The sequence below is a fragment of the Alexandriicola marinus genome (assembly GCF_004000435.1).
Taxonomy (GTDB): domain Bacteria; phylum Pseudomonadota; class Alphaproteobacteria; order Rhodobacterales; family Rhodobacteraceae; genus Alexandriicola; species Alexandriicola marinus.
In genome coordinates this window covers 897,086-923,758 of the sequence record NZ_RBVZ01000001.1, presented here as the reverse complement: position 1 = coordinate 923,758, position 26,673 = coordinate 897,086, and the positions used below count along the sequence as shown (strand labels likewise).

At 64.5% G+C, this 26,673-nt stretch carries 25 protein-coding genes and 1 pseudogene; 9 read left to right on the top strand and 17 right to left on the bottom strand.

The window, feature by feature from the left end; genetic code table 11:
- Positions 1–61 precede the first annotated feature (61 nt).
- Together EP376_RS04555 and EP376_RS04550 are read left to right on the top strand one after the other, a co-directional pair.
- Positions 62–877: a helix-turn-helix domain-containing protein gene (locus tag EP376_RS04555; protein WP_127654335.1), complete on the top strand. Its 816-nt coding sequence runs from the start codon at positions 62–64 to the stop codon at positions 875–877.
- 81 nt (positions 878–958) lie between these two features.
- Entirely contained in the window at positions 959–2,602 is a 1,644-nt protein-coding gene (locus tag EP376_RS04550) for an ABC transporter substrate-binding protein (RefSeq protein WP_238928570.1), read from the top strand.
- Between the two features lie 4 nt (positions 2,603–2,606).
- Here the strand turns inward: EP376_RS04550 and EP376_RS04545 are convergent, their stop codons facing one another.
- On the bottom strand, positions 2,607–3,200 hold the full coding sequence (locus tag EP376_RS04545) for a lytic transglycosylase domain-containing protein (protein WP_127654334.1): 594 nt from the start codon (positions 3,198–3,200) through the stop codon (positions 2,607–2,609).
- Positions 3,201–3,519: 319 nt separating this feature from the next.
- Between EP376_RS04545 and ssb the strand changes: the two genes are divergently transcribed.
- On the top strand, positions 3,520–4,032 hold the full coding sequence (gene ssb, locus EP376_RS04540) for a single-stranded DNA-binding protein (protein ID WP_127654333.1): 513 nt from the start codon (positions 3,520–3,522) through the stop codon (positions 4,030–4,032).
- A 191-nt stretch (positions 4,033–4,223) separates the two neighbouring features.
- On the opposite strand, the gene aroB is transcribed toward ssb, so the two are convergent.
- Together aroB and EP376_RS04530 are read right to left on the bottom strand one after the other, a co-directional pair.
- A complete protein-coding gene (aroB, locus tag EP376_RS04535; RefSeq protein ID WP_127654332.1) occupies positions 4,224–5,336 on the bottom strand; it encodes a 3-dehydroquinate synthase in 1,113 nt (370 codons plus the stop codon).
- Positions 5,337–5,338: 2 nt separating this feature from the next.
- Positions 5,339–5,929: a shikimate kinase gene (locus EP376_RS04530; protein WP_127654331.1), complete on the bottom strand. Its 591-nt coding sequence runs from the start codon at positions 5,927–5,929 to the stop codon at positions 5,339–5,341.
- 166 nt (positions 5,930–6,095) lie between these two features.
- Between EP376_RS04530 and EP376_RS22930 the strand changes: the two genes are divergently transcribed.
- From EP376_RS22930 to EP376_RS04515, 4 genes are read left to right on the top strand one after another with little or no spacing between them, the layout of a single operon-like run.
- A complete protein-coding gene (locus EP376_RS22930) occupies positions 6,096–6,251 on the top strand; it encodes a hypothetical protein (protein WP_164744826.1) in 156 nt (51 codons plus the stop codon).
- Positions 6,248–7,795 carry a hypothetical protein gene (locus EP376_RS04525; RefSeq protein WP_238928569.1) on the top strand — a complete coding sequence of 516 codons (1,548 nt, stop codon included), beginning with the start codon at positions 6,248–6,250 and terminating at the stop codon, positions 7,793–7,795. Before EP376_RS22930 ends, EP376_RS04525 begins: the two co-directional genes overlap by 4 nt.
- Positions 7,792–8,739: a site-specific tyrosine recombinase XerD gene (locus tag EP376_RS04520; RefSeq protein WP_127654330.1), complete on the top strand. Its 948-nt coding sequence runs from the start codon at positions 7,792–7,794 to the stop codon at positions 8,737–8,739. Before EP376_RS04525 ends, EP376_RS04520 begins: the two co-directional genes overlap by 4 nt.
- Before the next feature lie 54 nt (positions 8,740–8,793).
- Positions 8,794–10,098, top strand: a complete 1,305-nt coding sequence (locus EP376_RS04515; protein ID WP_127654329.1) for an HlyC/CorC family transporter — start codon at positions 8,794–8,796, stop codon at positions 10,096–10,098.
- 18 nt (positions 10,099–10,116) lie between these two features.
- On the opposite strand, the gene EP376_RS04510 is transcribed toward EP376_RS04515, so the two are convergent.
- Positions 10,117–11,664 (bottom strand): helicase HerA-like domain-containing protein, encoded by a 1,548-nt coding sequence (locus EP376_RS04510; protein ID WP_127654328.1) that lies wholly within the window; start codon positions 11,662–11,664, stop codon positions 10,117–10,119.
- A 488-nt stretch (positions 11,665–12,152) separates the two neighbouring features.
- Between EP376_RS04510 and EP376_RS04505 the strand changes: the two genes are divergently transcribed.
- Positions 12,153–12,755 carry an invasion associated locus B family protein gene (locus EP376_RS04505; RefSeq protein WP_127654327.1) on the top strand — a complete coding sequence of 201 codons (603 nt, stop codon included), beginning with the start codon at positions 12,153–12,155 and terminating at the stop codon, positions 12,753–12,755.
- Positions 12,756–12,819: 64 nt separating this feature from the next.
- Here the strand turns inward: EP376_RS04505 and EP376_RS04500 are convergent.
- From EP376_RS04500 to EP376_RS04485, 4 genes and pseudogenes are all read right to left on the bottom strand, one after another.
- Positions 12,820–14,035: pseudogene (locus tag EP376_RS04500) on the bottom strand (beta-ketoacyl-[acyl-carrier-protein] synthase family protein).
- Positions 14,032–14,289 (bottom strand): acyl carrier protein, encoded by a 258-nt coding sequence (locus tag EP376_RS04495; protein WP_127654326.1) that lies wholly within the window; start codon positions 14,287–14,289, stop codon positions 14,032–14,034. The pseudogene EP376_RS04500 and the gene EP376_RS04495 overlap by 4 nt, the downstream one beginning before the upstream one ends.
- Positions 14,290–14,334: 45 nt before the next feature.
- The gene (locus tag EP376_RS04490) at positions 14,335–15,435 is read right to left on the bottom strand and encodes a UDP-3-O-(3-hydroxymyristoyl)glucosamine N-acyltransferase (RefSeq protein ID WP_127654325.1); all 1,101 of its coding nucleotides are present in this window, start codon (positions 15,433–15,435) and stop codon (positions 14,335–14,337) included.
- 34 nt (positions 15,436–15,469) lie between these two features.
- Positions 15,470–17,053 (bottom strand): L,D-transpeptidase family protein, encoded by a 1,584-nt coding sequence (locus EP376_RS04485; protein WP_127654324.1) that lies wholly within the window; start codon positions 17,051–17,053, stop codon positions 15,470–15,472.
- 351 nt (positions 17,054–17,404) lie between these two features.
- Between EP376_RS04485 and mepK the strand changes: the two genes are divergently transcribed.
- On the top strand, positions 17,405–17,974 hold the full coding sequence (gene mepK / locus EP376_RS04480) for a peptidoglycan L,D-endopeptidase MepK (protein WP_127654323.1): 570 nt from the start codon (positions 17,405–17,407) through the stop codon (positions 17,972–17,974).
- Positions 17,975–18,052: 78 nt separating this feature from the next.
- Here mepK and EP376_RS04475 read toward each other — a convergent pair whose 3' ends face one another.
- From EP376_RS04475 to EP376_RS04435, 9 genes are all read right to left on the bottom strand, one after another.
- Positions 18,053–19,792, bottom strand: coding sequence for a SulP family inorganic anion transporter (locus tag EP376_RS04475; protein ID WP_203330875.1), 1,740 nt, complete (start codon positions 19,790–19,792; stop codon positions 18,053–18,055).
- A 136-nt stretch (positions 19,793–19,928) separates the two neighbouring features.
- Entirely contained in the window at positions 19,929–20,348 is a 420-nt protein-coding gene (locus tag EP376_RS04470) for a protein tyrosine phosphatase family protein (RefSeq protein ID WP_127654322.1), read from the bottom strand.
- A 14-nt stretch (positions 20,349–20,362) separates the two neighbouring features.
- Positions 20,363–21,247: an MBL fold metallo-hydrolase gene (locus tag EP376_RS04465; protein ID WP_127654720.1), complete on the bottom strand. Its 885-nt coding sequence runs from the start codon at positions 21,245–21,247 to the stop codon at positions 20,363–20,365.
- A 40-nt stretch (positions 21,248–21,287) separates the two neighbouring features.
- Positions 21,288–21,728, bottom strand: a complete 441-nt coding sequence (locus EP376_RS04460) for a DUF6691 family protein (protein ID WP_127654321.1) — start codon at positions 21,726–21,728, stop codon at positions 21,288–21,290.
- Between the two features lie 2 nt (positions 21,729–21,730).
- Positions 21,731–22,165, bottom strand: a complete 435-nt coding sequence (locus EP376_RS04455; RefSeq protein WP_127654320.1) for a YeeE/YedE family protein — start codon at positions 22,163–22,165, stop codon at positions 21,731–21,733.
- A gap of 182 nt (positions 22,166–22,347) precedes the next feature.
- The gene (locus EP376_RS04450) at positions 22,348–23,013 is read right to left on the bottom strand and encodes a Crp/Fnr family transcriptional regulator (protein ID WP_127654319.1); all 666 of its coding nucleotides are present in this window, start codon (positions 23,011–23,013) and stop codon (positions 22,348–22,350) included.
- A gap of 152 nt (positions 23,014–23,165) precedes the next feature.
- Positions 23,166–24,140 carry an ABC transporter permease gene (locus tag EP376_RS04445; protein WP_127654318.1) on the bottom strand — a complete coding sequence of 325 codons (975 nt, stop codon included), beginning with the start codon at positions 24,138–24,140 and terminating at the stop codon, positions 23,166–23,168.
- Entirely contained in the window at positions 24,137–25,654 is a 1,518-nt protein-coding gene (locus EP376_RS04440; RefSeq protein WP_127654317.1) for a sugar ABC transporter ATP-binding protein, read from the bottom strand. The genes EP376_RS04445 and EP376_RS04440 overlap by 4 nt, the downstream gene beginning before the upstream one ends.
- Before the next feature lie 45 nt (positions 25,655–25,699).
- Positions 25,700–26,614, bottom strand: a complete 915-nt coding sequence (locus tag EP376_RS04435; protein WP_127654316.1) for a substrate-binding domain-containing protein — start codon at positions 26,612–26,614, stop codon at positions 25,700–25,702.
- Positions 26,615–26,673 lie beyond the last annotated feature (59 nt).

Genomic DNA, 26,673 nt, shown 5'->3' with positions numbered 1-26,673 from the left:
GTTGCACTAATCGAACATGTCTCGGGGATCAGGGGCCCCGAGCGGATCTGAACGGGACAGCATGACAGACGATGCGAAAAATCGCCTCAGCCTGACCTCGATAGGTCAGAACCAGAACGCCGCCCGCTGGCGGACCGAAGCGATGCGGAGCCATTCCAGCCCGCGCCTATTGTATTTCAACAAGGGGCAAGGCCGGATCACGCTGGCCGGTCTGACCTCGGGCTATGGCCCGAACAACCTGATCTTCATCCCCGCCCATGTCATGTACGGCTTCGAAGCCGGCTCCAGCGTGTTCGGCCAGATGCTGTCGATTCCCGCCGCCATGGCCACCGAGTGGCCCGACGAGCCGATCCACCTGCGCCTGCGCGATGTCGTGGTCCAGAAAGAGGCCACGGCGCATTTCGAGAACCTCGAACGCGAATTGCATTCCGACCGGTCCGGGCATTCGCGCGCCGCGCATTACTACGTCGGCATCCTGTCGGTCTTCTTCCAGCGCCAGGTCGAGACACGGACGCCCGATCCTAATGAATTGCGCGCGCAGACGACCTCTGCGCGACTTGTGGCCGCCTATACCGATCTGGTCGAGCGCGACTTCGCCAGCGGACAGGGTGTATCGGAATTCGCCCGTTCGCTGGGGGTGACGCCCACCCATCTGACACGCTGCTGCAAGCAGACCTGCGGGAAAAGCGCCCATGCGATCCTGAGCGACCGGCTGATCTACGAGGCCCGCGTTCAGCTGCGCGATTCGGGCAAGCCCGTGAAACGGATCGCCGAGGATCTGGGCTTTAACTCGCCGGCCTATTTCACCCGCAATTTCCAGCACCGCACCGGCATGACCCCCAGCGCCTTTCGAAAGATGTCGGCCCCGGGCACCTGACGCATTGACCCCGCCGGCCGGTTCGTGCGGGACTGGTGCTGTCCGGCATCTGGACCGGAAACAGACTGGCGAGGCCCGATCATGACCGGTTCCTCTGGCACTCCTCACCCGGTGGTCCTGCGCGACGCGCAAGACCTGCGTCTGGGCCGAATGGACCGTCGCGAATTCCTGACCCGCGCGACGGCGCTTGGCGTGAGTGCGACGCTGGCCCATGGTCTGGGCGGTTTGACGCGTCCCGCGGCGGCACAATCTGCGCCGCGACCGGGCGGCACGATGCGGATGCAGATGATCACCAAGCCGGTGGGCGATCCGCGCCTGTTCGATTGGTCGGAAATGGCCAATTTTACCCGCGGGTGGCTGGAATACCTTGTGGAATACAATGCCGACGGCACGCTGCGCGGCATGCTTCTGGATCGCTGGGAGGCCAGCGACGATGCCACGTCGTACATGCTGCATGTGCGCGCCGGCGTGCGCTGGACGAACGGCGATCCCTTTACCGCCACCGATGTCGCACACAATATCGCGCGCTGGTGCGAGGCCGATCTGCCCGGCAATTCCATGGCCAACCGGATGTCGGGCCTGCTCGACCCCGCAACGATGCGCGCCCGCGACGGGGCGATCGATGTGCTCGACGACTTGACCTTGCGGATCACCCTCGATGCGCCGGACATCACGGTGATGATGGGCATGGCCGATTACCCCGCGGCCATCGTGCATCCCTCCTATGACGGGGGCGATCCGTCCCTCGCGCCTCTGGGAACCGGCCCCTACCTGCCCGAAGTGAACCTGCCCGGCGACCGGCAAATCCTCGTGCGCAACGCCGATCACGACTGGTGGGGCACCGAGGTCTATGGCGGCCCCTATCTCGACCGGATCGAATATCTCGATCATGGAACCGATCCGCGCAGCGCGCTTCTGGCCGCCGAAGCCGGCGAGATCGACGCGACCTACCAGACGACCGGCCGCTTCATCGATGCCTTCGACGCGCTGGGCTGGAGCCAGAGCGAGGTTCTGACCTCGGCGACGATCGCGGTGCGCTTCAACCAGACCACGCCGCCCTATGACAATCCGCTGGTGCGCCGCGCGATGACACTGGCCGTCGACAACGCGGTGATCCTCGAACTGGGCTATGGCGATCACGGGCTGATCGGGGAAAACCACCACGTCTGCCCGATCCACCCCGAATATGCCGCCCTGCCCCCGATCGCCCCCGATCCGGACCGGGCCGCCGAATTGCTGAAAGAGGCGGGCGAGGCCGATACGCGATTCGAACTGATCTGCCTCGACGATGAATGGCAGGCCGCGACCGGCGCCGCGGTCGAGGCGCAATTGCGCGACGCGGGCATCGATGCGCATGAAAAGATCCTGCCCGGCGCCGAATTCTGGACCAACTGGAAAAGCTACCCCTTCTCGGCCACCGAATGGAACATGCGCCCCCTCGGCGTGCAGGTTCTGGCGCTGGCATACAAGTCGGGCGGGGTCTGGAACGAGACCGGCTTTGCCAATCCCCGGTTCGATGCGCTTCTGGCCCAGGCCATGGGTCTGGCCGATGCCGACGAACGGCGCGAGGTCATGGCCCGGCTGGAGACGATCCTTCAGGAAGAGGCCGTGTTGATCCAGCCATTCTGGCGCCGGCTCTATCGTCATTCCGCCCCGCAGGTGCGGGGCACGGAGATGCACCCGACCTTCGAGCATCATCACTACAAGTGGTGGATCGACGCGTAGCCGCCTAGCGACCCATGATCACCTGCACGTAATTCTGTGTCTCGCGATAGGGCGGGATGCCGTTGTGCTGCTCGACCGCGCCGGGCCCCGCGTTATAGGCGGCAAGGGCCAGCCGCCAGTCGCCGAAGGTGTTGTACTGCTCTCTCAGGTAGCGCGCGCCGCCTTGCAGGTTCTGGACCGGATCGTTGGGATCGACCCTGAGATAGGCAGCCGTTCCCGGCATAAGCTGAGCCAGACCGATCGCGCCCTTGTTGCTGATGGCCCGCGGATTCCAGCCGCTTTCCTGTTGAACGAGGCGAAGGAACAGGTCCTCGGGAATGCCGTGCCGCCGCGCCGCATCCCGGGCGACCGCGAGATAGGGGCCCGTATAGCGGCCCGAAAAGGCTGGTACGGAGGCGGCCGGGACTTCGGCGCGCGGCGGCTGAAGACGAACCGAGTTCTCGTATTGCTGGGAGGCGCGGCCATCCAGAACCGACAGCTGGTTCTGGAAGAGTGCACTGCGCGACATCGTCGACACCGTTTCTGCCGGAAGGCTGGTCGCCCCGCCCGAGGCAAGGATCGCCGCCATGACAACCCGTCGGGAAAAAACCGCGTTCATGTAAAATACCGCCACCTTGTTTTTCTCTCAATAAGCGATTGCGCGGCCGGTTTCCACATTCCTGTGCGCGCAGGACCTGAGCGAACGGCAAAGTCCCGCCAGAGCGTGCGGATGCAAGAAACATTCCGGGTCCGGAATGCCATGCAGGCCATCGCGTTACGGCAAGCAAGACACGCCATCTCCGGGCCTGCACTGCCACATGGCCGGATGACTTCCGGAAGACAAACCGCCCAGATTCGGCTTTCATTAACCACAATGGGATGGTGTAACCATGACGGAACAGGCGCGGATTCGCGCGTAACGGACGACGGGGGGCAAGATGGCCGGATCTGTGAACAAGGTAATTCTGATTGGCAATCTGGGTCGTGACCCCGAGGTGCGCACATTCTCGAACGGCGGCAAGGTCTGCAACCTGCGGATCGCCACCTCCGAGCGCTGGCGCGACCGGAACACGGGCGAGAACCGCGAACGCACAGAATGGCATTCGGTCGCCATCTTTTCCGAACCGCTGGCCAAGATCGCCGAGCAATACCTGCGCAAAGGTTCCAAGGTCTATATCGAAGGCCAGCTTGAAACCCGCAAATGGCAGGACCAGTCCGGACAGGATCGCTATTCCACCGAGGTCGTTCTGCGGCCTTATCGCGGAGAACTCACCATGCTGGACGGCCGTGATGGCCCGCAGGGCGGTGGCAGCGGTGGTGGCAGCGGATACATGTCGGATCAATCCGGCGGCGGCTATGGCGGCGGATATGACAGCGGCCCGTCGGATGGCGGCGGAAGTGTTGGCGGCGGCGGTGGCCGCAGCGACCTCGACGACGAGATCCCGTTCTGAGCCGGGCTGCCGTCATGAGGCGCGCCTGACGGCGCATTCGATTTTTTGTCGCCTCCGGCGGGAGTATTTCGGCCAACGCGAAGGATCAGCCTTGGTGCGAGCATGGCGGGCGCAGCGGGATTTCTTTCCGTCGGAGCGGCGGTGATCGCTGGCCGCCTGAGGATGGATCGCGAACGCGCATCCGGAAGATGTCACCTTGAGGCGAGGGCCTCGTTCAGCAGGTCTCGAACAACGGGGCGCGGAACATCGGCGGTAACGAAGGCATCGCCGATCCCGCGGGCCAGGATGAACCGCAGCTGACCGTCGACCACCTTCTTGTCCTGAGCCATCAGATCAAGAAGCCCGTCTGCATCGGGCAGATCGCCCGGGATGTCGGAGAGCGTCGTCTTCATCCCCATGGCCCGCAGATGTGCCGCCACGCGGCTGGGGTCTTCCTGCGGGCAGAGGCCGAGACGGGCCGACAGGTCGAAGGCCAGTGCGCATCCCACCGCCACGCCCTCTCCGTGCAGGAGCCGGTCGGAATAGCCGGTCGCCGCCTCGAGCGCGTGGCAGAACGTATGGCCCAGGTTCAGCAGCGCCCGGTCGCCATGTTCCTTTTCGTCGCGCAGGACGATCTCGGCCTTCATCTCGCAGGACCGCTGCACGGCATGGGCGCGGGCCGCAGGGTCGCCCGCGGCAACGGCCGGTCCGTTCTGTTCGAGCCAGCCGAAGAAGTCCGCGTCGCCCAGAAGACCGTATTTCACGACCTCGCCATAGCCCGCGAGGAAATCGCGCCGCGGCAGCGTGTCGAGCAGGCCGATATCGGCCAGAACGAGCACGGGCTGATAGAAGGCACCGATCAGGTTCTTGCCCTGAGGCGCGTTGATGCCGGTCTTGCCGCCCACCGAACTGTCGACCTGCGCCAGAAGCGTCGTGGGGATCTGCACGAACCGGACACCGCGCCGGACGACCGCCGCCGCAAAGCCCGCCAGATCGCCGATCACGCCGCCCCCGAAGGCCACGACAAGATCGCCCCGCTCGACCTTGCGCTCGAGCAGCCACTCGACCGCGCGGCTGAACTGCGGCCAGCCTTTTGTCTGCTCGCCCGGTGGCAGGGCCAGCGCATCGACATGGATGCCCGCCCCTTCGAGTACCGATGTCAGCCGGGCCAGATGGGCCGCGGCCACGGTCTCGTCTGTCAGAATCGCCGCGCGCTTGCGCCGCAGATGCGGGGCAAGAAGCGTATCGGCCCGGTCGATCAGGCCCTCGCCGATATGGATTTCATATTCCCGGCCGGGCAGGTTCACGTCGACGATACGGCTCATGCTCAAAGCTCCAGAATATCGGGGCGCGTCCCAAGGGCCGCGATCACGCGGTCGGTCGTGTCCTCGATCGAGTATTCGGGCCGGACCTCGACGCGCAGGTCTGCCAGCGCATAGATCGGCACCCGCTTTTCGTAAAGATCGGCCAACGTGGCGCGGGGATCGGCGGTGCGCAGCAAGGGCCGCGTATCCTTGTGCCGGACCCGGTCCCACAGGGTCTCGAGCCCCACATCGAGCCAGACCGACGCGCCGGTCTCGCTGATCTGGGTGCGGTTGCGTTCGGCCATGAAGGCGCCGCCGCCCGTCGACAGAACACCCGCTGGCCCCCTCAGGAGACGGGCGATCACCTCGGCCTCGCGGTCGCGGAAGAAGGCCTCGCCGTCGCGGGCGAAAATCTCGGCGATGGTCGCATTGGCCGCGCGTTCGATCTCGGCATCGGAATCGAGAAAGGGAACATCCAGTTTCAGGGCCAGCATCCGGCCGATCGCCGTCTTGCCGGACCCCATCATCCCCACAAGAACGACACTGCGCTTCAGCTGCGCCCGGTCGTTCAGACCCTTTGCAGGTTGCGTGTCTTCCTCGCTCCGGCGTTCCATTTTCTCCCCTCGCATGCACCGACCCGCACCGTTTCGACCCTTTTCCGCCAATCCATCGCGAAAGACCACCCGAATGGCGTGATCTTGCGAAAAAGACACGCTATAAGGACAAGGCAACACGAGGCGGGTCCGAACACCGCCCGATCCGAGCGGGGGCAGTCAGCCTATGATGTGGCGCATCGTCAAATACCTCTTGATCCTGCTGATCCTGGCGGGCCTGGCCCTTGTGGCCTATGCCTATGTGGGGCCGATCCTGTTCCCGGCGGATTTCGCCGCCCCGTCCGAGGAGGTAACGGCCCCTGTGACGCTGGATCTGGAATGACGATGCGGATCGCGGCGCTGGTCGCGGGCCTTGCTGCCGGGCCCGCCTTCGCGCAGGAGGGCGGAGCACCGCTGTCCGCTATCGACTGGTTGTCGCAAAGCGTCGCGGTCGAGCCTGTCGCGGCACCCGGGCCCCGGGGCCTGCCCGGCGAGCCTCCGATCGCGGATTCGGCCACCGCGCCCGAAGTCACGGTGACGCCCCTCGATGTCCCGTCCCCCGACGGAACCGGGCTCTTGCCCCCCGATGTGACCGGCCTTCCCGGCACGCTTTGGGCGGGGAGCGATCTGGAGACACTGACAGATCTGGTGTCATCGGGCGGGTCGGACACCCTGCCCGCGATACGGGATCTTTTCGTCACGCTGCTTCTGGCCTCGGCCGATCCGCCGAGCGCCTCCGGGCCGGATGGCCTGTTCCTGCTGGCGCGGATCGACAAGCTTCTGGATCTGGGCGCGCTTCAGCCCGCCCAAGCGCTGGTCGAGGCGGCCGACATCGGGCAACCCCGGCTTTATCGGCGCTGGTTCGACATATCCCTTTTGACGGGCACCGAAGATCTGGCCTGCGAGGCGCTGCGCAACCAGCCTGATCTGGCGCCGACCTATCCCGCGCGTGTCTTCTGTCTTGCGCGGAACGGCGATTGGCGGGGGGCGGCGCTGACGCTCAACACCGCCCGCGCGCTGGGCGATGTAACGGAGGAGGAAGACCGCCTTCTGAGCCGGTTCCTCGACCCTGCGATCAGCGAGGATGCCGACCCCCTGCCTCCACCATCGCGCCTGAGCCCTCTCGTCTTCCTGATGCGCGAGGCGATCGGAGAGGGGCTGCCTACGGCCAACCTGCCGCTGGCCTTCGCCCATGCCGATCTGCGCTCGACCGCTGCGTGGCGAAACGAGATGATCGCGGCCGAACGGCTCGTTCGACATGGATCGATCTCCGAATCCCAGCTTCTGGCCGCCTATACCCGCCAGCGCCCCGCCGCATCCGGCGGCGTCTGGGACCGGGCGCAGGCGGTGCAGTTGTTCGAACTCGCCCTTGAACGGGGTGACAGCGATGAAATTGCAGCGACCCTGCCGCTGGCCTGGTCCGCCTTCGAAGAGATCCGCGCCGAAGTGCCGTTCGCGCGGCTATTCGCCGAAGAGCTGAGGGCCATCGAGACGGACGAGGCAACCGAGAGGCTGATCGCCCGGATCGGCCTCCTGTCTCCGAGTTATGAGGAAACGGCCCTCTCTGACCTGGGCGCGCTTGTCTCGCCCCTTCTGGTCGGGATCGCGACGGGCGAGATGACCGGGGTGGCCCAGCCTGCGACCCCGCCAGAGCGCGCGATATTCGAGGCGTTTTCCGGCGCCGCGCCCCCCGAAGACCTGAAAGCGATCCTTCCCGATGAGCGTTTGGGCGAGGCGCTCCTGCGCGGCATCGGCCTCTTTGACGAGGGGCTCAGAACCGATCCGGCGCTGGTTCGGGATGCACTGGCGTTGTTCCGCGAGGTGGGGCTCGAGGATGTGGCGCGGCGTGCGGCGTTGCAATACCTGATCCTGGATCGCTCGGCATGACGGCCCGGGCCCAGCCGATGTCGCACTGGATATCGGCCTTTCTCGATGCGCAGGCGGCAGAGCTGGACGCGGCCGACAACACCCGGCTTGCCTACGCGCGCGACCTGCGCGATTTCGCCGAGTGGCTGGCAGGTCGCGACCTGCATTTCGCCGAAGCCTCGCAGGATGGGATCGAAGACTACCTGATCCATTGCGAGGCGCAGGGCCTTGCCCGCGCCACGCGGGCGCGGCGGCTGTCGGCCATCCGGCAGCTTTACCGGTTTGCCTTTGAAGAGGGCTGGCGCGAGGACAACCCGGCCATTCGCCTCAAAGGCCCCGGCAAGGACAGGAAACTGCCCGGAACATTATCCGTCGACGAGGTCGAGGCCCTGCTGGTCGCAGCGCGGACGCCGGGCCGCGACCAGCTTCGCAACATCTGCCTGATGGAGCTTCTTTATGCGACGGGCATGCGGGTGAGCGAGCTGGTCGGCCTGCCGGTCTCGGCGGCGCGCGGTGATCCGGGGATGCTGCTGGTGCGGGGCAAGGGCGGCAAGGAACGGATGGTGCCGCTGTCGGGCACGGCGCGCACGGCGCTTGCCGAGTGGCTGGCCGAACGTGACGCCTCAGAAGAAGCCGCGCTGGCCGCGGGAAAACCTTCGTCCCGCTATCTGTTTCCGTCGCGCGGGGCGTCAGGCCACCTGACCCGCCACAGGTTTTACGGGCTGATCAAGGAATTGGCCGTCGCCGCCGGCATCTCTCCCTCGAAGGTCACGCCGCATACGCTGCGCCATGCCTTTGCGACACATCTTCTGGCCAACGGGGCCGATCTGAGGGCGATCCAGACGATGCTGGGCCATGCCGATGTCTCGTCGACCGAGATCTATACCCATGTTCTGGATGCGCGGCTGCGGGAACTGGTGCTGAAACACCACCCACTTCAGCGGGAGGACGGGGAGCGCACTTGAAGCGGAGCGGCCTCGCACCCATAACCATCACAACTCTCATCTGACCGGTTAGACATGGAATCCCTTTTTACCGATGCCGCCTTTTGGGCCACGGCGGGCGCTATCCTCGTTCTGCTCATCTTGTCGGGCTTTTTCTCCGGCTCTGAAACGGCGCTGACCGCGGCCTCCCGGGGCAAATTGCGCACCGCCGCCGACCGCGGCTCAACCGGCGCGGGACAGGCGTTGAAGGTCACCGAGGACGGCGAACGCCTGATCGGGTCGATCCTTCTGGGCAACAACGTGGTCAACATCCTTGCCACCTCGCTGGCGACCGCGTTCCTGACGCGCATCTTCGGCGACAGCGGCGTGGCCTTTGCCACGCTGGTGATGACCCTTCTTGTTCTGATCTTCGCCGAAGTCCTGCCCAAGACCTTTGCAATCACCTACCCCGAGGCCGTGGCCAGCCGTGTTGCCCGCCCGATCAGCCTTGTCGTGATCGTCTTTGCCCCGGTCGTCTCGGCCGTGCGGGTGCTGGTGCGCGGCGTGTTGCGTCTGGTGGGCGTGCCGACCGATCCGGACACCAACATCCTTGCCCTGCGCGAGGAAATCGCGGGCGCCTTGTCGATCGGTCATTCCGAAGGCGTCGTCGAGAAAGAGGATCGCGACCGCATCCTCGGCGCGCTCGATCTGGGCGATCGCACGGTCGAAGAGATCATGCTTCACCGCTCCAACATCGAAATGATCGATGTCGGCCTTCCGGTGACCGAGATCCTGCGGCTCTGCCTCGAAAGTTCGCACACGCGCCTGCCCCTGTGGAAGGACGAGCCCGAGAATATCGTGGGCATCCTTCATGCCAAGGACCTGCTGCGCGCCATGCAGCGGATGCTGGGCGACGACGGACACATCGATCCCGGCGAATTGCAGGGATTCGACATCATGACCGTGGTGATGAAGCCCTATTTCATCCCCGAATATACGACTCTCGACGACCAGATGCGCCAGTTCCTGCGCCGTCACACGCATTTCGCGCTCGTTGTCGATGAATACGGCGATCTTCAGGGCCTGATCACGCTCGAGGATATCCTCGAAGAGATCGTGGGCGAGATTTCGGACGAATTCGATGAACGCGACGACAACCTGATCGCGCGCGCAGCCGACGGGTCGTTCCTTGTCGATGGGAGCATGACGATCCGCGACCTGAACCGCGCAAAGGACTGGAACCTGCCCGATGACGAGGCCAACACGATCGCGGGCCTCGTGATCCACGAGGCTCAGGTGATCCCGTCCAAGGGCCAGGTCTTCAGCTTTCACGGCTTCCGCTTCGAGGTAGAGGAAAAGCAGGAAAACCGGATCGCGACGCTCAAGATCCGCAAGCTCTGACGCGCGGGCCCGTCCGGGTCAGCGGCCCTTGAACAGCCCACCCAGAATGCCCCGGACGATGCGGCGCCCCGTGGTGCCGCGCAATTCCTTGACCACCGCAGAGGTCAGAGCCTCTGACAGGGCTTCTGCCGTGCCGCCCTTGTCGTCGTTCAACCGGCGGGACCGGCTGGTCCGGCCGCCGTCATAGCGGCGCGCTCGGGCGAATTCGCGGGCCTCGTCCTCGGCCTCGGCCTCCTGCGCGTCGGCACGGGCGGCGGCATCGGCGGCTTCGCTTGCCCGACGGGCCAGCATTTCCGCCGCGCTGTCGCGATCGAGACGGGTGTCGTATTTCGCCCCCATGGGCGAGGCCGCCATGATCGCGTCACGCTGTGCAATATCAATCGGTCCCAATTGCGACGCGGGCGGACGGATCAGCGTGCGTTCGACGATGCCCGGCACGCCCTTGGCGTCGAGCATCGAGGTCACGGCCTCCCCGGTGCCGACATCGCGGATCGCCTCCGCCGTATCGAACCGGGGATTGTCGCGATAGGTCTGGGCGGCCTTATCCAGGTCCTTGCGGTCGCGCGCAGTAAAGGCGCGCAGCGCATGCTGAAACCTGTTACCCAGCTGGCCCAGAACCGTGTCAGGCACATCGCCGGGATTCTGTGTGATGAAATAGACCCCGACCCCCTTTGACCGGATCAGGCGGGCCACCTGTTCGACCTTGTCGATCAGCGCCTTGGGCGCATCGTCGAACAGCAGATGCGCCTCGTCGAAGAAAAAGACGAGCTTGGGCTTGTCCGGATTGCCGACCTCGGGCAACTCCTCGAACAGTTCCGACAGCAGCCAGAGCAGGAACGTCGCATAGAGACGTGGCGCGTTCATCAGACGGTCGGCGGCGAGGATGTTGATCATCCCGCGGCCATCCTCGGAATTGCGCATGATGTCGGCCAGATCGAGCGCCGGTTCTCCGAAGATGCCCGCACCACCCTGGTTGTCGAGGATCAGCAGCTGCCTCTGGATCGCCCCCACCGAGGCCGCGCTGACATTGCCGTATTCCAGCGACAGGTCCCGCGCGTTCTGGCCGCACCACAGCAGGAGTTTCTGCAAATCCTCCAGATCGAGAAGTGGCAGGCCCTGATCGTCGGCCACCTTGAAGACGACGTTGAGAACGCCCTCCTGCACATCGCTCAGATCCAGCAGTCGCGACAGGATCAGCGGCCCCATCTCGGCCACGGTGGCGCGCACGGGATGGCCCTGCTCGGCGAAGAGATCCCAGAACGTCACCGGAAAGGCCGAATAGGTCAGATCGAGCCCGATCGTTCCGGCCCGCTTCATGAAGGCGTCATGCAGGCGGAAATCCTCTCGCCCGGTCGCGGCCAGCCCCGACAGATCGCCCTTCACATCCGCCAGAAAGACCGGAACACCGGCCGCCGAGAACCCCTCGGCAAGGATCTGAAGCGTGACCGTCTTGCCGGTGCCCGTCGCGCCTGCGATCAGGCCGTGGCGGTTGGCATATTCCAGAAGAAGCTGTTGTGGCGCGGCATAGCCGTCACCGCCGCCTCCGATAAAGATATGATCCGTCATTCACTCACGTCTCCCTGCACATACCGACGCGATCCGTATCAGGAGGCGCAGGCCTTTATTCAATTTTAACAGTCTTCGGGCACAAATGTCTCTGTTCCCGGCAACGGACCTTTGGTGTCGGGGGCATGACTTCCTCCCTGTCAGACTTGCCGCGCCCTCGGGCGCGGCTTTTTTCTGTGCAAAACAAGGGAAAATCAATCCCTGACGGCCCAACCCCGCCAAATGGCGAGGCGCTCCATTTTGCCTGTTGACGGATGCCTGTCCTTTGCGTAGCGTCGCCCACGATAAGTCGGCCAAGTCCGACAGGGAGAAGTGAAAAGGGGGTCCTCAATTGGCCCCTTTTTCTGTGTCTGGAGGCAGGCTCACCCGATCCCGGCCCGGCGACCGGCGCCGGCGGAATGCTGCCCTTGGGCGCAAGGATCCGACTGACATGGGCAAAGTCGCATGTTAGGGAACCTTCAGATTATACAGTCCAACGGGGAAGACCGATGCTTAGACCGATTACCCTCCTTATGGCTGCCGGCTTGACCTGCTGGGCCGCGCTTGCCACCGCGCAAGAGGAGGCACCTGCCGCGCAAGCCGAAGAAACCTCGCCCTTCGAGGATCTCGGCAGCCCCGAGAGTGAGGCCAATCCCAACGCGCCCTTCATCCGTGAAACCTTTGGCGACTGGGCCTTGCGCTGCATCCGCGCCGCAGACAACAGCGATCAGTGCCAGCTCTACCAGCTTCTGCTCGGCCCCGACGGCACCCCGATCTCCGAAGTCAGCATCCTGCCGCTTCTCAATGGCGGGAACGCTGCCGCCGGGGTCGTGGTCGTTGTCCCGCTCGAGACGCAGTTGACGGAACAGCTGACCTTGCGCGTCGATGGCAGCGAGGGCCGGCGTTATGATTTCGATTTCTGCAACGTGGCCGGCTGTGTCGCGCGCTTTGGCCTGACCGCCGAGCAGGTCGCCCAGTTCAAGGCCGGCATCGCCGGCACGATGGAAATCGTGCCCGCCGCGGCGCCCGATCAGCGGATCGAGCTGACAATGGGGCTGTCCGGCTTCACCGCGGGCTACACGACCATGGAAGAAGAGCTGTCGGGCGAATAGACCAAAGCCTTCGTTGCCCAAGAGACAAACGCCGTGCAGGCCCCCCTGTGCGGCGTTTCGCGTCTCAGGCCGCGCGGAGCGCCAGGACCGCGTTCAGCCCGCCAAAGGCAAAGGCATTCGACAGAACCGCCGTCACCTTGGCATCGCGCGCGACATTGGGCACGACGTCCAGCGCGCATTCGGGATCAGGCTCCTCGTAACCCACGGTCGGCGCAATGATCCCGTCGCGCAGCGCCATGATACAGGCCAGCAATTCGACCGCGCCGGTTCCGCCGATCAGATGGCCGTGCATGGATTTCGTCGACGAAATCATCAGCCTGTCGGCATGGGTTCCGAAAGCATGGGCGACGGCGGCGCATTCGGTCTTGTCGTTTGCGGCGGTGCCGGTGCCGTGGGCGTTGATATAGCCCACATCCGATGGCGAAAGGCCGGCATCCGTCAGCGCTCCGGTGATCGCGCGTTCCGCCCCCTGCTGCGAGGGCATGACGATATCGGCGGCATCCGAGGTCATGGCAAAGCCAACCACCTCGGCCAGGATATCGGCACCGCGCGCGCGCATGGTCATATTCCTCGAAGACGAAGACGGCTGCGCCCTCGCCCTGCACCATGCCGTTGCGATTGGCCGAAAACGGGCGGCAGGCATCGCGCGACATGACGCGCAGACCTTCCCACGCCTTGATCCCGCCGAAACAGAGCATCGCCTCGGACCCGCCCGTCAGCATCGCGGTGCACAGCCCCGAGCGGATCATCTGAAACGCCTGACCCATCGCGTGATTGGACGACGCGCAGGCCGTGGCCACCGTGTAGGACGGGCCCTTGAGGTTGTATTCCATCGACAGGTGGCTGGCGGCGGCATTGTTCATCAGCTTGGGCACGATGAAGGGATGGACCCGGTTCTTGCCGCCCTCATAGACCACGCGGTAATTCTCGTCCTGCGTGGTCAGCCCGCCGCCCGAGGTTCCCAGAACGACGCCCGACCGTGCGGCAAGCTCTCCGGCGAAAGTCAGGCCGGACTGGGCCATTGCCTCTTTGGCTGCCAGAAGGGTGAATTGCGTGAACCGGTCATACAGCGCGATCTGTTGGCGGTTGAAATGCGTGGATTCGTCGTAATCCTTGACCTGCGCCCCGATCTGAACCGTCAGTCGATCCAGATCGCGCATCTCGAGCGGGCCGATCGCAGACCGCCCCTCGCGCATCGCCTCCAGCGTCGTGGCGACGTCGGGGCCAAGCGCATTGATCGTGCCCGCCCCGGTGATGACAACGCGATGCCCGCGCGTCACGACTGGTCCCGGATCAGATTTTCGACCGCCTCGATGATTGCGGCCACCGAAGAGATGTCGAATTCGCTCTCTCCCGGGGCGTTGGCATTGAACGGGATCGAGATATCGAACGCTTCCTCGATGGCAAAGATGCTCTCGACGAGGCCCATGCTGTCGATGCCAAGATCGTCTAGGGTCTTGTCCGGCGTCACATCCGCGGGATCAAGAAGGGCCTGTTCGGCGATGATGCCGATGATCGTCGATTTGACGTCCATATTCGGGGTCTCGTGCTCGGTGAGTGAAAACGCGCTGGCGCTGATTTAGTCACTCTCCGCCCGCTTTGGAACAGGTTTCTGCTCATTTCTCAGGCGGTCGAGTATCCGGGGCAGCCGGCGCAGCGCGCGGTAGCTTTCAATATGGCTTTCGATCCGCATCGCAGGATAGCCCAGCATGATCCGCCCCGCAGGCACATTCGACAGCGCGACCGACCCGCCGCCCAGAACGACATCGGCACCGATCGTGACATTGTCGGCCACCCCGGCCTTGCCGCCCAGCACCGTCCTGTCCCCGATACGGGCAGAGCCCGCCACGCCCGATTGCGCGCACAGCAGGCAGTTGCGCCCGACGATCACATTGTGGCCGACCTGGACCAGGTTGTCGATCTTGGTCCCCTGCCCGATCCGGGTTGCGCGGATCGTCCCGGCGTCGATCGTGCTGCCTGCACCGATCTCGACATCGGCGCCGATCTCGACCCCGCCGAGAGAATGGATCTTGCGCCAATCCTGTTCAGGTGCCTCGTCGGGCAAGTCGAGCTGACCCAATGCATCGCGCGCCGCCTCGACCCGGGCCGGGGCCTCGGTCACGAAGGAAAACCCGTCGGCCCCGATCACGACGTTGGGGTGCAGCACGGAGCCCGCGCCGATCCGGCAACCGCGCCCGATCCGCACCCCATCATGGATATGGCAATCCGCCCCGATCTCGACGCCTGCCGCGACCGAGACATGATGTCCGATGCGCGTGCCCGGACCAATACGGGCGCCTGCTCCGATGTAGGAAAACGCGCCGACCCCCACGGTGTCGGAAATCAGGGCACCAGCTTCGATCACGGCTGTGTCGTGACATGTGTCGGGCAGGTCAGGTCCCGGGTCCAGAAGCCGCGTTAGGCCGGACATGGCCAACCGGCCACGCGGCGCTATGATTGCGGCCTCAAGGCCAAGACCCTGCCAATCGGTGCCCGCGGGGACCAGCGCGGCACGTGCATTCCCCTGATCGAGGGACGCGAGGAACCCGGCGGTGATCGCGATTGCGATATCCGTGGACCGCGCCTCTGCGGGCTCGGCCGCGCCATCGACCTGCAAGGCGGTATTACCGACCGCTTCGGCCCCGATGGCCGCCGCGATATCGCCGATGCTGTGGCTCATGTCGTCCCCGGTTGTGGGTGTCCCGGGAAAACGACTAACCCTGAACGCCGCCGATCTCCACCCCTGCCGCGGCAAGGGCCGCCCAGATCCGCGCGTCCCGACCGTAGATATCATTGCGGAACTGCAACTCGCCCGTCACCGACGTGAACGCCGTCCGGTAGACAAGGTGAACGGGAACCGGCTCTTCGAGATTGACCCGGCGCTCGGCCCGCGTGTTCAGGATCGAGTTGAAGAATCCTTCGGGATCGCTTTCCTGAGCCGACAAGAGCTCGTAGGCGAAGTCATGCGGATCATCGAGCCGGATGCAGCCATGGCTGAAGGCCCGAACCTCGCGGGCAAACAGATCCTGTGCCGGCGTGTCGTGCAGGTAGATGTTGTATTGATTGGGGAACATGAACTTGACCGATCCAAGCGCATTGCGCGGCCCGGGCAATTGCCGCAAACCATACCGGACCTGTCCGTTCACGATCACGTTCGACACGTTGACCGGCCCCGAACTGCCAATCGCCTGAAACCCGGCCGGCACCCGGCCACTATAGGTTCCCACGATGATCGAGCGGGGGACATACCAGCTTGGGTTGATGACCATATGGCTCATTATATCGGAGAATTCCGGCGTCTCTCGATTGCCGGTCGTGGCCCCGATCACAGAGCGGGTGGTAAAGGTGACGCGGTCGAAATCCACGATACTGGCGTGGAAATCGGTGAGGTTCACCCAGATGTGACGATCCCCCCGGTCGATGTTCATCCAGCGTTCCCGCTCCATCGCGACCAGCACCGACTGTAGCCGTTCGCTCGCCGGCGTGTTGATCGCCTCAAGCGTGGCACCACTTGCAACGCCGTCGACGGTGATCCCATGGGCCGCCTGAAGACGCTCGACGGCGGCGGTGATCTCGGCATCGTAGGTCTGTGTCACGCTGCGCCCGAGATAGCCCATCGCCATGAGTCTGTTGCGCAGGGTCACGACCCGGTCGCCGGTGTCGCCCGGCCTCAGCGCGCCGCCAGTGACCGTCGGGCCCCAACCGCCCGTTTCGATCTGGGCGCGCAGTTCAAGCTGACGCCGCATCAGCCGGGTGTATTCGGGCGATTGCGGAGCAAGCCCGCGCAGATAGCCCTGCGGCGACCGCGCAGCAAGGAACCCCTCGAGAAGTTCGCGCTTGTCGATCAGGGGCACTTCACGCTTGATTGCCGAGACGACCTGCCTCGGTGCAAGGATGCCGGTATTCACATCGCGCGCATAGTCGAGGAACGCGCGGCTCAACTCGACCTCCATCCCCCCTTGGGCCAGCGTCGATTTGGCGGCATGAAGACGTTCGATCAGACCTTCGACATCATACCGACCGGCCGGAAGCCCATGGGCATGCGCCTCGCTCAGCGCGAACAGCAGCGCGTTTCGCCGATTGATCACCTCGGGATCGGAGCCGGTCCAGATGCCGTCGAACCCCCTCTCACGATAGAATTCGGCAAGCACGTCATCACGGGCCGCGTTTTCCGCAACGGCCTGATGGAAACCTGTGATCTGGAGTTGGGCCTGCGCGGCAGAGACAGACACGACGGACACGGCGGGCACGGCGCACAAAAGCGCCGCACAGAACCGAAGCGGGAGCAATCGGGACATCTGGAACAATACGAATCTTTCTACGAAGTGGCAGCAACGTCTTCTAAGTAAGCGCGATTGCGCGACATTTCGTCCACTCACAAAAACGCCATACGGGCGCTGAAACCGTATTTTGTGGCCAATCTGCCCCGCTTTTCGAGCCGAGACGTCCCTTTCCGAGCTATCGGCGACAGCGGTTGCTCCGAATTTGCGCAAAATCCCGCCGATTTTTGGCGGGGCCGGGGCCTGCGACAAGACCGGCCTTGGCCCGGAAATTCCTTTGTGCAATAAAAATGCTGCATCTGGGGACACGATGACACAATTCCTGCGAAAACGCGGGATTAGGTAAGCGACGGGACAGGCGCTCTTGATATGAAAACAGATGGCTCTTCGAGTTTGACTCGACGTTCTTTGCTTGGTGCGTTTGCGGCAACAGCCGTTGCCGCGGCCCCCACCTACTCCAATGCGGCAGGATTTCTGCGCGGTGGTGGCGACATCCGGCGGATCCGGATGTATTCCGGCCGGACAGGCGAACGTCTTGATACCGTCTACTGGATCGATGGTCGCTATATCGGCGAGGCGATCCGCGAAGTGAACCTCTTCATGCGGGACTGGCGCAACGGCAAGGCCATAGAGATCGACACAAGAACGGTCGATATCATGACCGCCGCGCACAACCTCATGGAAACGAGCCAGCCCTACATGCTCCTGTCGGGGTACCGATCCCCGGAAACCAACGCGATGCTGCGCTCCCAAAGCTCGGGCGTTGCGCGCAACTCGCTTCACATGCGTGGCCAGGCCGCTGACCTGCGCCTAACAGACCGTTCGGTGAGCCAGATGGCCCGCGCGGCTGCGGCCTGCCGGGCCGGTGGCGTGGGCCGCTATTCCGGTTCGAACTTCGTCCACATGGATTGCGGCGCGGTCCGCACCTGGGGCCGCTGACCTAGGTTCTCTAGAATTCGGCAAGAAAAAAGGCGCCTTACCGGGCGCCTTTCTTCGTTTGTGGACCTCGCCTTGCGCCTATTCCGCAGCGCGAGGCGTCTCGTGACGCGGCTTCAGGGCCTGCCAGGCGTCGTATTGCGACAGGAAGAACCGGCCGTTCAGATCGGTCAGGAAATGCGACGAGATCAGCTTGTCCATCACTGGCCCCTTCACTTCCGAGAGGTGCAACCCGATCCCGAGGTCCTTGAGCCGCCGGTTGATCGCCTCGAGACTTTCAAGCGCCGAGAAATCCACCTCGTTCACGGCCGAGAACATCAAGATCACATGCTTGATTTCGCAGCCTTCGCTGATCCGCGATTGCACCAGATCCTCGAGGAACCGGGCGTTGACGAAATAGAGGCTCTCGTCAACGCGCAGCGTCAGGACGGAGGGATCGGTCTCCACGTCGTGGCGGTTGATGTTTCGGAAATGCTGCGTTCCGGGCACCAGGCCCACTTCGGCCACATGCGGCTTTGACGTCTTGTAGAGATGCAGCAGCACGGAGATAATGACCCCCGTGGCAACCCCGATCTCGACCCCCATGCCCAGCGTCAGGCCGATCGTGGCAATAACGGCCACGAAATCCGCCTTTGCATAGCCCCATGTCTTCGCAACGATGGAGAAATCCACGAGGCTCAGAACCGCGACGATGATCGTGGCGGCCAGCGTTGCCTTGGGCAGGAAGAACACCAGCGGCGTCAGCGCCAGCGCCGCGATCGCAAGGCCCACGGCGGTGAACGCACCGGCGGCGGGCGTCGCAGCGCCGGCATCGAAATTCACGACCGACCGGGCAAAGCCGCCGGTCACAGGATAGCCGCCCGTAAAGGCCGCACCGAGGTTGGCGGCCCCAAGGCCGATCAGCTCCTGATCGGGATCGATCCGCTGGCGCTTCTTGGCGGCCAGCGTCTGCGCGACCGAGATCGATTCCACGAACCCGATGATCGAGATCAGGATCGCCGGCACCATGAGCTGAGAAATCAGTTCGGGCGAAAACCCGGGCATCGTTAGGGGCGGCAGGCTTTGGGGCACCTCGCCCACGATTGCCACGCCCTTGTCGGCCAGACCAAAGATCCAGACGGCGAGCGTGGTACTGACAACGGCCGCGACCGGACCGGCCTTGGTGGCGATGTCAGCCATCCGAGGCGACAGACCCGCCCGTCGCAACAGGGGCTTCAGCCCCTTGCGGACCCAGAACAGGAAACTGGTCGCCAGAACGCCGATCACGAGCGTGATCCAGTTCGTCTGATCCAGATGGGCAAAGAGAGAGCTGAGGATTTCTGGCAGCGTATGGCCATGCGATTCAACGCCAAGGATATGGCGGAACTGGCTCGCCGCGATCAGGATGCCCGATGCGGTGATGAACCCTGCGATGACAGGATGGCTCAGGAAATTAGCAAGAAACCCGAGACGCAGAACACCCAGCGCCACGAGAAAGGCGCCCGACATGAACGCCAGCGTGAGGGCGGCAATGGCATAGCCTGCCGTTCCCTGCTCGGCCACCTGCCCGATGGCAGAGGCCGTCAACAGCGACACAACGGCGACGGGGCCGACCGCCAGCGCCCGGCTGGTGCCGAAGATCGCATAAAGGATGATCGGCGCGATGGAGGCATATATCCCTGCCTCGGGCGGCAACCCCGCCAGAAGCGCATAGGCCAGCGATTGCGGGATCAGCATGATCGTCACGATCACCGCCGCGATCATGTCGTTGGAGAAGTCGTCGCGGTCGTAGTGCCGGCCCCATTCCAGGACCGGGAGATAGCGTCGCAATTGGTCGATCATTGTCTTGCCTTAGAATGCGGGGCGCGCGCGCCGCGTGGCTGCGCGGGCCCCATGGCGGGGGGCGCCCACACGGGGCAGCCCCTCAATCTGGTCTTCTTGGCGCCGCACCCCGAAGGCGCGCGCGCTTGCGCGGCCCTCAGGCCCGCGCGGCGATCCGGTCAGCCAGACCGGACATGTCGTACCCGGCCTTCGAGGTGGCCGACAGGATATCGTCAAGCGGCATCGCGCCAGACTGTGCCAGAGACCACAGCGTCGCGGAGCGCGTCCCGCTGCGGCAATAGGCGAGGATCGGCCCCGGCAGTTCCGACAGCGCCGCGGCGTAAGCTGCGACCGCCTCGTCGGAAAAGATACCCCCCGAGACCGGAATGTGCCGCGCCTCGAGCCCCGCCTCTTTGGCGGCGGCGGCAAGCTCGGCGAAATCCGGCTGGTCGGGGGTTTCCCCGTCGGGCCGGTTGCAGATGATCGCACCGAAGCCCTGGGCCTTCAGCGCCGCCATGTCGGCGGCGCTGATTTGTGGGCTGACCGACAGATCGTCGGTTATGCGTTTGATGTCCATGACGCTCACTCCGATTACAGGGCGTTGACCGGAACCTTGAGCATGGGATTCCCATCCTTGTCGGTCGGCACCTCGCCCGCGCGCATGTTCACCTGGAGCGACGGGATGATCAGCTTGGGCATGGCCAGCTGGGCATCGCGTTCGGTACGGAACTTGACGAAATCTTCCTTCGTCTTGCCGCCACCCACGTGGATGTTGTGGGCCTTCTCATCGCCGACGGTGGTTTCCCACTGGATGTCACGACCGTTGGGGCCGTAGTCGTGGCACATGAACAGGCGCATGTCCTCGGGCAGGGTCAGCACCTTCTGGATGCTGTCATAAAGCGTGCCCGCATCCCCACCGGGGAAGTCCGCGCGCGCCGATCCGCCGTCGGGCATGAACAGCGTGTCGCCGACGAACGACGCGTCACCGATCACATGCACCATGCAGGCCGGCGTGTGGCCAGGGGTGTACATGGCAAAAGCGTCCATGTTGCCGATCTTGTAGGTATCGCCATCCTCGAACAGCTTGTCGAACTGGCTGCCATCGCGCTGGAATTCGGTGCCTTCGTTGAAGACCTTGCCGAAGGTTTCCTGCACGACCATGATCTTCGATCCGACACCGATCTTCCCGCCCAGCTTCTGCTGGATATAGGGCGCGGCCGAAAGGTGGTCGGCGTGGACATGGGTCTCGATGATCCATTCGAGCTTGAGCCCGCGGGACTGGATGTTCTCGATCAGCTGGTCGGCGTGATCATAGGTGATCCGGCCGGCGGCATAATCGATATCCATCACCGAATCGATGATCGCACAGGCGTCAGAGGTCGGATCCTTGACGATATAGCTGATGGTGTTGGTGGCCTCGTCGAAGAAGGCATCCACCTCGGGCGTCACGTCCATATTGACGGGATAGCTGGTCATTTGCGTGTCCTTCATTGTCTTGTCCTTTCCGTTTGTGGTGTCAGGCCCGCACGAAACTGCGCGTGCGTCCTGCAAACCCTTGCAGGAAGTTGGCGATTGCGATGCCGGCCAGAAGTGCGCCGACGAAATAGAAAACTTCGATCCGGCCGGTCCCCAGGGCGGGAAGTGCGCCGCCCGGGCAGAAGCCAGAGATCCCCCAGCCGATGCCGAAGACGGCCGATCCCCCGACAAGGCGCACGTCGATGTCGCGTCGGGTGGGCAGCTTGAACCCGTCTTCGAAGATCGGGGCCTTGCGACCCAGAACGAGCCGGAAGCCCACGAAGGCCGTCACGAAGGCCGAGGCCATCACAAGGATGAGCGACGGATCGAAGGTTCCGGCGACGTCAAAGAAGTTCAGGACCTTGGCCGGATTGGCCATTCCTGAAATCGAAATCCCGACACCGAAGATGACTCCGATCAGATAAGTGCTGAGCAAACGCATTGTCATGCCCCCAGTATATGACGAACGACGTAAACAGTCGCGAAAGTTGTTGCCATGAACGTGAATGTCGCGACGATCGACCGCGGCGACAGCCGCGCCATGCCACAGACACCGTGTCCGGAGGTGCAGCCCGACCCGTAGGTCACGCCAATCCCGACGATGATGCCACCCACGATCAGGGCGGCGGTCGAGACGGGAACCTGGACCGCGGGCATCTGCCCGGTTACCGCCATCACGATCAGCGGTCCGGTTGCCATCCCCAGCAAGAGCGCGATCCGCCATGCCGCATCGGACAAGTTGTTGGGCCGGATCACACCGGCCAGAACACCTGTCGCGCCCATGACGCGCCCCAGTGTCAGCATCAGTAGGACCGATGCCGTCCCGATAAGCGCGCCACCGGCCAGCGATTGCACGGGTGTGAATGCCGTCTCGATCATGTGTGTCCTCCGTTTGTCTGTTCGCGGCCAAACGGCATGTCCGATGCCGATGTCCTGTTGTTATTACGTGTCATTTCCGTTCCCCTGGAATCAGTTCTGATCCTAGGTACCCAAACGCGGTGCCCGCGTCGGTGACCTTGTTACATTCAGAGCACTGAATTCGAAATTCGCCCGAAACAGAGTCAGACGGCATCCACCAGGCGCTCGAGCGCGGGCTGATCAGACAGCACGATATGCCCGCGCGATTGCTGCACCAGCCCGCGTTTCTGGAAGTCCGCCAACTGGCGCGAGATGACCTCACGCGCGGTGCCCAGTTCGGTTGCGAGTTGCTGGTGCGTCACCTTGAGGTCGTTGGATTCGCCCGCCAGATCGATCAGCCGTTCCGCGAGGCGCACATCGATCTTGCCGAAGGCCACATCGTCAATGACCCGGAACAGATCGGTGATCCGCCGCGCATAGGCCGCGAAGACGAAATCGCGAAACTGGCTCGACACTGTCAGCAATTCGTCAAAGACGGCGCGCGGGATCGACACGGCCTTGATGTCGGTTTCGGCCACGCCTTCGGCGGCATAGGCCTCGTGAGCCAGAAGACAGGCAGTCGTGAGAACGCAGCTCTGCCCAGCCTCAACCCGGTAGAGCACGATTTCTCGCCCCTTTTCAGAGGTTTGCGAGACGCGTACCGTCCCGTCCAGCAACAGCAAAAGGTTGTCGGGGATGTTCCCGGGGCCAAAGATGTGGGTCCCGGCCGATACGTTGATCACGCGGCTGCGGTCGACAAGTTTGGTCCGCACCGGGTCCGGCAACCGTGCCAATCCGCTGAATTGTTCTATCCAATCGCCGCTCGCCATGCTCGTGCTCGTCCTCTTGTTTCCGCAAAGCGGGTATCTCTGCGGCCCTCTGACTTGCCCCAATCACACCGGGGCCGCACCACTTACACTCACAGACATTCAGATATTCGATCAGACACGGCAGACAAGGCCCCCGCCCGCTCACCTTGCCGTCAGGCCCTCCGGGTCAGCCCCCTCCGGCCAAGTGCGCTCAGACCCACCGCGATCAGGATGATCGCGCCCACCAGAACCTCGCGCACATAGCTGTCGACCCGCATCTGCGTGAGCCCGTTGTCCAGCACGCCAAGGACAAGCACCCCCGCCAGCGTGGCCAGAACCCGCGGCTGCCCGTCGCGGGTCAGCGTCATGCCCAGAAACACCGCCGCGATCGCCGTCAGCATCAACCCGTCGCCCTGCGTCGGATTGGCCGAAGCCACGCGGCTGGCATACATCAGCCCAGCAAGCGCCGCCCCCACGCCAGTGAAGGCAAAGGCCGACAGGCGCAACCACATCACCGGCAAACCGGCAAGCCGCGCGGCCTCGCTGTTGCCGCCGATGGCATACAGCCTGCGGCCATAGCTGGTCTGTTCCAGCACGATCCAGATCAGGACGATGACGACGACGGCAACCAGCGTCAGGTTGGGCAGGATCAACGCCCTCTCGTCCACCATGCCGATCTGCGGCCCGCCGCGCGCGAAATCGCCGAACGCCGCCGGGATGTCCCGGCCGAAGATTGTGCGCCCGTCGCTCACGACAAAGGCGATCCCGCTGAACACGGTGAGCGTCGCCAGCGTCGCCACGAAGGGCAATATGCCTACCAGACTGACCATCACCCCGTTGAACAGCCCGCCCAGAAGGCCCACGCCGAGGGCCGCGAGGATGGCAACGGGGATCGACACCTCCTGCACGAAAAGCACCGCCGCCACCACGCCGGCCAGCGAGGCCATCGACCCCACCGAAAGGTCGAAATCGCCCATCACCATCACGACGGTCATGGTGGCCGCGACCACGGCCAGCATGCTCACCTGTTGCGAGATGTTGAGCCAGTTGCGTGCTGTCAGGAAGGTCTCGGGCAGATTGATCGCGAAGAACAGCACCACCGCCAGCATCCCCGCCAGCCCGCCGAACCGCCGGATGATCCCGGTCATGCCGCATTCTCCCTTCCGTCCTGATGATAGAAGCGCTGCAAGAGCCCCGCCTCCGACAGCCCCTCGGCCGTGACGATCTCGGCCAGCCGCCCATCGCGCATCACCGCCACCCGGTCCGACAGGCCCAGAAGCTCTGGCAGGTCAGAGGAGGCCATCACGACGCCCAGCCCCTCGTCGCTGAGTTGCCGGATCAGGCGATAAATCTCGAACCGGGCGCCGATATCGACGCCGCGCGTCGGCTCGTCAAGCAGAAGAACCCGTGGGCCGCCCGCAAGCGCGCGGGCAAACAGAACCTTCTGCTGGTTGCCGCCCGACAGCTCTTCGCAGGCCTGCGTCAGTGACGCTGCCTTCAGCCGGACCCGCCTGCCCTGCTCTTCGGCAAGGCCCGCCTGCCTGCGCGGGTCGAGAAACAGCCCGGCGCGGGCCAGCGGCCCCAGATGCGGCAGCGCCACGTTTTCGGTGATCGCGCGGCCCAGCATCAACCCTTCGGAACGCCGCTCTCGCGGAACATAGGCAAGCCCCCGTGCCCAGGCCTGTGCCGGCCCACCGATCAGTGCTCGGCCGTCAAGACGCACCTCGCCCGCGCGCGCGCGCAATTCGCCGAGGATGGCGCGCAGCAACGCGCCCCGACCCGACCCCGAGACACCGGCAACACCGAGGATTTCGCCCGCGCGCAGGTCGAAATCGGCCGAGCGCAGCGCGCCTGCCGACAGGCCGTGCACCTCGAGGATGGTCTCGCCCAGAATGTCGCTGCGCCGTTCGGGAAAGAGGCCGCTCAGCGACCGGCCGGTCATTTCCTCGATGATGCGATCCTGCCCCGTCTCGGCCATCGGCCGGGTCGAGACGTGTTTGCCATCCCGCAGTACCGTGACCCGATGGGCCAGACGCAGCACCTCTGGCATCCGGTGCGAGACATATAGGACGCCCGCCCCCTGCCGCACCAGCTCGCCGATCACTTCGAACAGCCGCTCGGATTCGGCAGTCGTCAGCGCCGCGGTCGGCTCGTCCATGACGTACAGCCAGGGCGCCGCCCCGGCCTCGCCCACAAGCGTGCCCGCAATGCGGACCAGCATCTGGTCGCCTGCGCCAAGGTCGGTCATGGGCCGGCGCGGATCGAGCCTGTCGAGGCCGAGCCGCGCAAGTGCCGCGGCCGCATCGGCATTCAGTTTGCGCCAGTGTACAAGCCCCGCCCTGCGCGGATAGGGCCTGTCGAGGTGCATGTTCTCGGCCACCGACAGGCCGCGCACGGCGTGCAGTTCCTGATGGATGAACCGCAGACCCGCCGCCCGCATCGCGACCGGATTGGCCAGCGGCAGCGAATTGCCGTCCAACCGCATGGCACCGGTGTCGGGCCGGTCGAGGCCCGCCAGAATGCGGATCAAAGTGGATTTGCCCGCACCGTTTTCGCCCATCAAGGCATGGACCTCGCCCGAGCGCAGGGTCAGGCTGACGCCGTCAAGCGCCTGCACGGCCCCGAAGCGGCGGCCGAGTGTATCGAGATCAAGCTGAGGCATGGCGGGTCGTCGGATGCGCCCGGGGCCCGGGCGCATCCATCGGGATCATTCGTCGGCGTTGGCGGCAGTGATCAGGCGGGTCGGCACATAGACCACGCGCTGCACGATATCGGCCCCCGACAGGATGCGGGCCACGCTGTCGGCGGTGGTGGCGCCGATCTGTTCGAAATCCTGCGCGACCGAGGCTTCGAAATTGCCGCCCGAGGCGATCGCCTCGCGGGCCTGCGGGTTGGCGTCGATGCCGGTGATGACGATGCCTTCGCCCTCGCGGCCCGCGGCCTGGATGGCCTGAAGCGCACCGATGGCCGGCTGATCCCATGCGGCCCAGACGGCCGAGATGCTGCCCGGCTCGGGGTTGGCGGCCAGAAGCGCCTCCATCTGGGCGCGGCTGTCGGCGATGCCACCGTCGCTGACGTCCGGGGTGATCCGGTCGATCACCTCGATGTCAGGGTAGTTGCCGAAGACCGCGTCCGCGATCACGCCGCGCACCTGCACCGGCGGGAAGGGATCGAAGGTGAACATCACGACGTTGCCCTCGCCGCCGATCCGGTTGGCGACATAGACAGAGGTCTCGACGGCCATCGCGTAGCCGTTGGAGGTGACGTTGACGGCAACCAGAGGATCGCTGCCCGCATCCATGCCCACGACAGGGATGCCCGCATCGGCGGCCACGCTCAGGCCCGCGCCGATCTGGGCCGGATCGACGTTGATGACGATGGCGTCCACGCCCTGTGTCACGACGTCCTCGATCCGGCTGATGACGGCGGCCACGTCGCCCGCGGTGTCGATGACGTTGACATCCCAGCCCAGTTCCTCGGCGCGGGCGGAAAAGCCGTCCACATAGAATTGCGTGCCCGGCTGCGCGAGGTATGGGGTGATCACCGCCACCTCCTGAGCCGACAACGGGGCCGCCATTCCGGCGGCTGCGGCAAACCCGATAAGTGTCTTGCGAAGCGTCATCTTCTGTCCTCTCCCTATGGTCTGGCCCCTGGGCCGGCGGTAAGATTGTCATAAGGCCA

Coding starts and splice junctions, on each gene's coding strand:
- EP376_RS04485 (WP_127654324.1), bottom strand. CDS start 17,053: ATGTCCCGATTGCTCCCGCTTCGGTTCTGTGCGGCGCTTTTGTGCGCC.
- EP376_RS04530 (WP_127654331.1), bottom strand. CDS start 5,929: ATGGAACGCCGGAGCGAGGAAGACACGCAACCTGCAAAGGGTCTGAAC.
- EP376_RS04510 (WP_127654328.1), bottom strand. CDS start 11,664: ATGACGGATCATATCTTTATCGGAGGCGGCGGTGACGGCTATGCCGCG.
- EP376_RS04440 (WP_127654317.1), bottom strand. CDS start 25,654: ATGCCTCAGCTTGATCTCGATACACTCGGCCGCCGCTTCGGGGCCGTG.
- EP376_RS04435 (WP_127654316.1), bottom strand. CDS start 26,614: ATGACGCTTCGCAAGACACTTATCGGGTTTGCCGCAGCCGCCGGAATG.
- EP376_RS04525 (WP_238928569.1), top strand. CDS start 6,248: ATGACGATGCGGATCGCGGCGCTGGTCGCGGGCCTTGCTGCCGGGCCC.
- EP376_RS04465 (WP_127654720.1), bottom strand. CDS start 21,247: ATGACCAGCTATCCCGTCAATATGGACGTGACGCCCGAGGTGGATGCC.
- aroB (WP_127654332.1), bottom strand. CDS start 5,336: ATGAGCCGTATCGTCGACGTGAACCTGCCCGGCCGGGAATATGAAATC.
- EP376_RS04475 (WP_203330875.1), bottom strand. CDS start 19,792: ATGATCGACCAATTGCGACGCTATCTCCCGGTCCTGGAATGGGGCCGG.
- mepK (WP_127654323.1), top strand. CDS start 17,405: ATGAAAACAGATGGCTCTTCGAGTTTGACTCGACGTTCTTTGCTTGGT.
- EP376_RS04515 (WP_127654329.1), top strand. CDS start 8,794: ATGGAATCCCTTTTTACCGATGCCGCCTTTTGGGCCACGGCGGGCGCT.
- ssb (WP_127654333.1), top strand. CDS start 3,520: ATGGCCGGATCTGTGAACAAGGTAATTCTGATTGGCAATCTGGGTCGT.
- EP376_RS04555 (WP_127654335.1), top strand. CDS start 62: ATGACAGACGATGCGAAAAATCGCCTCAGCCTGACCTCGATAGGTCAG.
- EP376_RS04455 (WP_127654320.1), bottom strand. CDS start 22,165: ATGATCGAGACGGCATTCACACCCGTGCAATCGCTGGCCGGTGGCGCG.
- EP376_RS04520 (WP_127654330.1), top strand. CDS start 7,792: ATGACGGCCCGGGCCCAGCCGATGTCGCACTGGATATCGGCCTTTCTC.
- EP376_RS04490 (WP_127654325.1), bottom strand. CDS start 15,435: ATGAGCCACAGCATCGGCGATATCGCGGCGGCCATCGGGGCCGAAGCG.
- EP376_RS04470 (WP_127654322.1), bottom strand. CDS start 20,348: ATGGACATCAAACGCATAACCGACGATCTGTCGGTCAGCCCACAAATC.
- EP376_RS04505 (WP_127654327.1), top strand. CDS start 12,153: ATGCTTAGACCGATTACCCTCCTTATGGCTGCCGGCTTGACCTGCTGG.
- EP376_RS04495 (WP_127654326.1), bottom strand. CDS start 14,289: ATGGACGTCAAATCGACGATCATCGGCATCATCGCCGAACAGGCCCTT.
- EP376_RS04450 (WP_127654319.1), bottom strand. CDS start 23,013: ATGGCGAGCGGCGATTGGATAGAACAATTCAGCGGATTGGCACGGTTG.
- EP376_RS22930 (WP_164744826.1), top strand. CDS start 6,096: ATGATGTGGCGCATCGTCAAATACCTCTTGATCCTGCTGATCCTGGCG.
- EP376_RS04445 (WP_127654318.1), bottom strand. CDS start 24,140: ATGACCGGGATCATCCGGCGGTTCGGCGGGCTGGCGGGGATGCTGGCG.
- EP376_RS04460 (WP_127654321.1), bottom strand. CDS start 21,728: ATGCGTTTGCTCAGCACTTATCTGATCGGAGTCATCTTCGGTGTCGGG.
- EP376_RS04550 (WP_238928570.1), top strand. CDS start 959: ATGACCGGTTCCTCTGGCACTCCTCACCCGGTGGTCCTGCGCGACGCG.
- EP376_RS04545 (WP_127654334.1), bottom strand. CDS start 3,200: ATGAACGCGGTTTTTTCCCGACGGGTTGTCATGGCGGCGATCCTTGCC.